Source organism: Micrococcus sp. MS-ASIII-49, assembly GCF_000946635.1.
Lineage (GTDB): Bacteria > Actinomycetota > Actinomycetes > Actinomycetales > Micrococcaceae > Micrococcus > Micrococcus luteus.
Window position 1 is genome coordinate 1 of sequence record NZ_JXSP01000086.1, and the last position, 3,006, is coordinate 3,006.

At 77.2% G+C, this 3,006-nt stretch carries 2 protein-coding genes; both read right to left on the reverse strand.

The window, feature by feature from the left end; genetic code table 11:
* Nucleotides 1-50 precede the first annotated feature (50 nt).
* On the reverse strand, nt 51-1,682 hold the full coding sequence (locus SJ20_RS06505) for an amidohydrolase (protein WP_044659352.1): 1,632 nt from the start codon (nt 1,680-1,682) through the stop codon (nt 51-53).
* A gap of 81 nt (nt 1,683-1,763) precedes the next feature.
* Nucleotides 1,764-2,936, reverse strand: a complete 1,173-nt coding sequence (locus SJ20_RS06510; protein WP_044659353.1) for a cystathionine gamma-lyase — start codon at nt 2,934-2,936, stop codon at nt 1,764-1,766.
* Between the last annotated feature and the right edge of the window lie 70 nt (nt 2,937-3,006).

Sequence of the window (3,006 nt, forward strand, 5' to 3'; positions counted from 1 at the left end):
GGGGCCATATCGCAGGGCTCGTCGCGGGGCGCCGGGGCCGGGGCCGGGCGTCACAGCCCGCCGTGCACGAACTCCCCGCCCACGGCGGTGGCGACGACGTCGATCGCCGCGATCTGGTCGCTCGGCACCGCGCGCGGGTCCTCGCTGAGCACCGTGAAGTCCGCGAGCTGGCCTGCGACGAGCCGTCCCTTGCGGCCGCCCCAGCCGGTCGCCTCCGCGGAGCCGACCGTGTAGGCGTGCAGGGCTTCGGCCACCGTGAGCCGCTCCGCGTCGGGGCCGTACTGCTCGCCGGTCTCGGTGCGGCGCAGCACGAAGTCCTGGATGACCTCCAGCGGGCGGCCGCCGGCCACGGGGCGGTCCGAGCTGCCGGGCAGCACCAGGCCCGCGCGCAGCAGCCGGCCGGCCGGGTACGAGAGCGCGGCCCGCTCCGGCCCGATCCGCTCCCGCACCGACCCGCCGAACGCACCGATGAAGTTCGGCTGGGTGGCCATCACGACCTCCAGCTCGGCCATGCGGGCCACCTGGTCGTCGCGGACCACCCCGCCGTGCTCCACGCGGTGCGGCATCACGGGCCGCCCGAACCGGCCCCGCGCCTCGGCGATCACGTCGAGGGCGAAGTCGAGGGCGGCGTCGCCGATCGCGTGCAGGGCCAGGGCCCAGCCGGCGGCCGCCGCACCGAGGCACGCCCGGCGCATCTCCCCCGCGTCCTGCTGCAGGTAGCCGCGGCCGTGGCCGTGCCCGCAGTAGTCCTCGGTCATCGCGGCGGTCTGCCCGAGCATCGACCCGTCCGTGAACACCTTCGCCGGCCCGATCTGCAGCCACTCGTCGCCCACCCCCGTGCGTACGCCGGCGTCGAGGGTGAGGTGCGTGCCGTCGTCGGGATGGCCGTCCACCGAGTGCAGCGCGTCCAGGGTGACCATCGTCTGGAAGCGGGTGCGCAGCAGCCCCGCGTCCCGGGCGCGCTGATACGCGCCGAACTCGAGCGGGCTGTGCCCGATCCACCCGCCGGCCACCCCCGCATCCGTCACCGAGGTGATGCCCTCGGCCGCGTACTCCTGCGAGGCCCGCGCCAGGCACGCGCCGATGTGCTCGTGGGACTCCGGCTGCAGCAGCCGGGTCACCAGGCTCATGGCGGTCTCCTCCAACAGGCCGGTGGGGCGGCCGGCGGCGTCCGTGAGGATCCGCCCGCCCTCGGGCTGCTGCAGCACCTGCTCCCCCACGCCGGCCAGGACCAGCACCGCCCCGGACACCGTGACGGCGTGGCCCGTGTTGTGGCGGATGAGCACGGGGCGCCCGGAGGCGGCGGCGTCGAGGCTGTCCCGGTCCGGCTGGGGGCCGGTGAGGTGGCCGGGGTCGAAGCCGGTGCACGTCACCCAGGCGCCGGGGTCGAGCTCGGCGGCGCGGGCGCGGACCCGGCGGTGGACCTCCTCCGCGGTGCGCGCACCCTCGAGGTCCACGTCCAGCCGGGACTGGCCGAACCAGACGCTGTGCGCGTGGGCGTCGTTGAACCCGGCGAGGACGGTGCGCCTCCGCGCGTCGAGGCGTTCGCGTGCTGCGAGGCCGTCCAGCTCCTCGTCCACCCCGGCGACGATGCCCCGCCACACCCCCAGCCGCGAGGCCGACGGGCGGGCGGGGTCGCCGGTGAGGAGGCGGGCGTTCTCCACGATCAGGTCGAGCTGCATGGGGGCGGGTCTCCTGGGGCGGGGCGGCGGGGACTGATTCGCGAGCGTAGCCGGGCCCGGCTCAGGCGGGCAGGGCCGGGCTCAGGCGGGTTCGGCCGCGGCGTCCAGCGCCCGGGTGAGATCGGCGAGCAGCTCCGCCGTCGGCTCGACGCCCACGGACAGGCGCACGAAGCCGGCCGGGACGTCGTCGCCCCAGCGGGCGCGGCGCTCCGCCGCGGTGTGGGTGCCGCCGAAGCTCGTCTGCGCCACCACGTACGCGGCCGCCCCGATGAACCGCTCCGCCGCGGCCGCGTCCGCGAACTCCAGCCCGACGACGCCGCCCGCCGCCGTCATCTGGCGCGCGACGATCGCCGCGTCCGGGTGGTCCGGCAGCCCCGGGTAGGCCACCGCGTGCACGGCCGGGTGCCCGGTCGCGAGCTCGGCGACCGCGAGCGCCGACGCGCACATGCGGGCGAAGCGGACCTCGAGGGTCTCCAGACCGCGGTGGATGAGCCAGGCCTCGTGGGTGCCCAGGATCCCGCCGGCCAGGGTCCGCCAGCCGCGCACCCGCGCCATCACCTGCGGGTCCCGGCTGGCCACGTGCCCGCCGAGGGCGTCCGTGTGCCCGTTGACGGCCTTCGTGTCCGAGGCCACGACCACGTCCGCCCCCAGCTCCAGCGGGCGCTGCCCCAGGGGGGTCAGCAGCGTGTTGTCCACCACCACGAGGGCCCCCGCGCCGTCCCGGCGGCCGTTCGCGTGGGCGCGGGCGGCGACGTCCGCCAGGTCCGCCACGCGCAGCCCCGGGTTGGAGGGGGTCTCCACGAGCACCAGGTCGTAGCCGCTCAGGTCCGCATGGGCGAGCCCCTGGGTGGCGACCAGGTCCACGTGCACGCCTCGGGGCGTGAGGTGCTCGGCGGCGAGGGCGCGGGTGGGCCCGTAGCCGTCCGCGGGCAGGAGGGCGCGGTCCCCCGGGTGCAGCAGGGGCAGCAGGACGGCGGCGATCGCGGCCATGCCGGAGGGGACCACGGCGACGTCGGCGTCCTCCAGCGCGCCCAGGGCGGCCTCGAGCGCGGACCAGGTGGGCGTGGCCCAGCGCGCGTACTGGAAAGGCACGTCCGCGCCGGGGGCGGTGGGGGCGCCGTCCGGGTCCGCGCCGGGCAGGTGGAACGCGCTCGCGTGGACCAGCGGCGGGGAGATGGACTCCCCCGGGGCCATCCCGTGGGCGCGGTGGTGCAGGACGGTGCCGAAGGCGGGCGGCGGCGGGGCGGCGGACATGGCCCCGAGCGTAGTCCCGACCCCGGACGCGGCAGCGCGCCCCCTCCCTAGATGTTGTGGGTCATGAGGT

Excerpts from the sequence above, each read along its gene's own strand:
- SJ20_RS06505 (WP_044659352.1), bottom strand. The coding sequence starts at position 1,682 with ATGCAGCTCGACCTGATCGTGGAGAACGCCCGCCTCCTCACCGGCGAC.
- SJ20_RS06510 (WP_044659353.1), bottom strand. The coding sequence starts at position 2,936 with ATGTCCGCCGCCCCGCCGCCGCCCGCCTTCGGCACCGTCCTGCACCAC.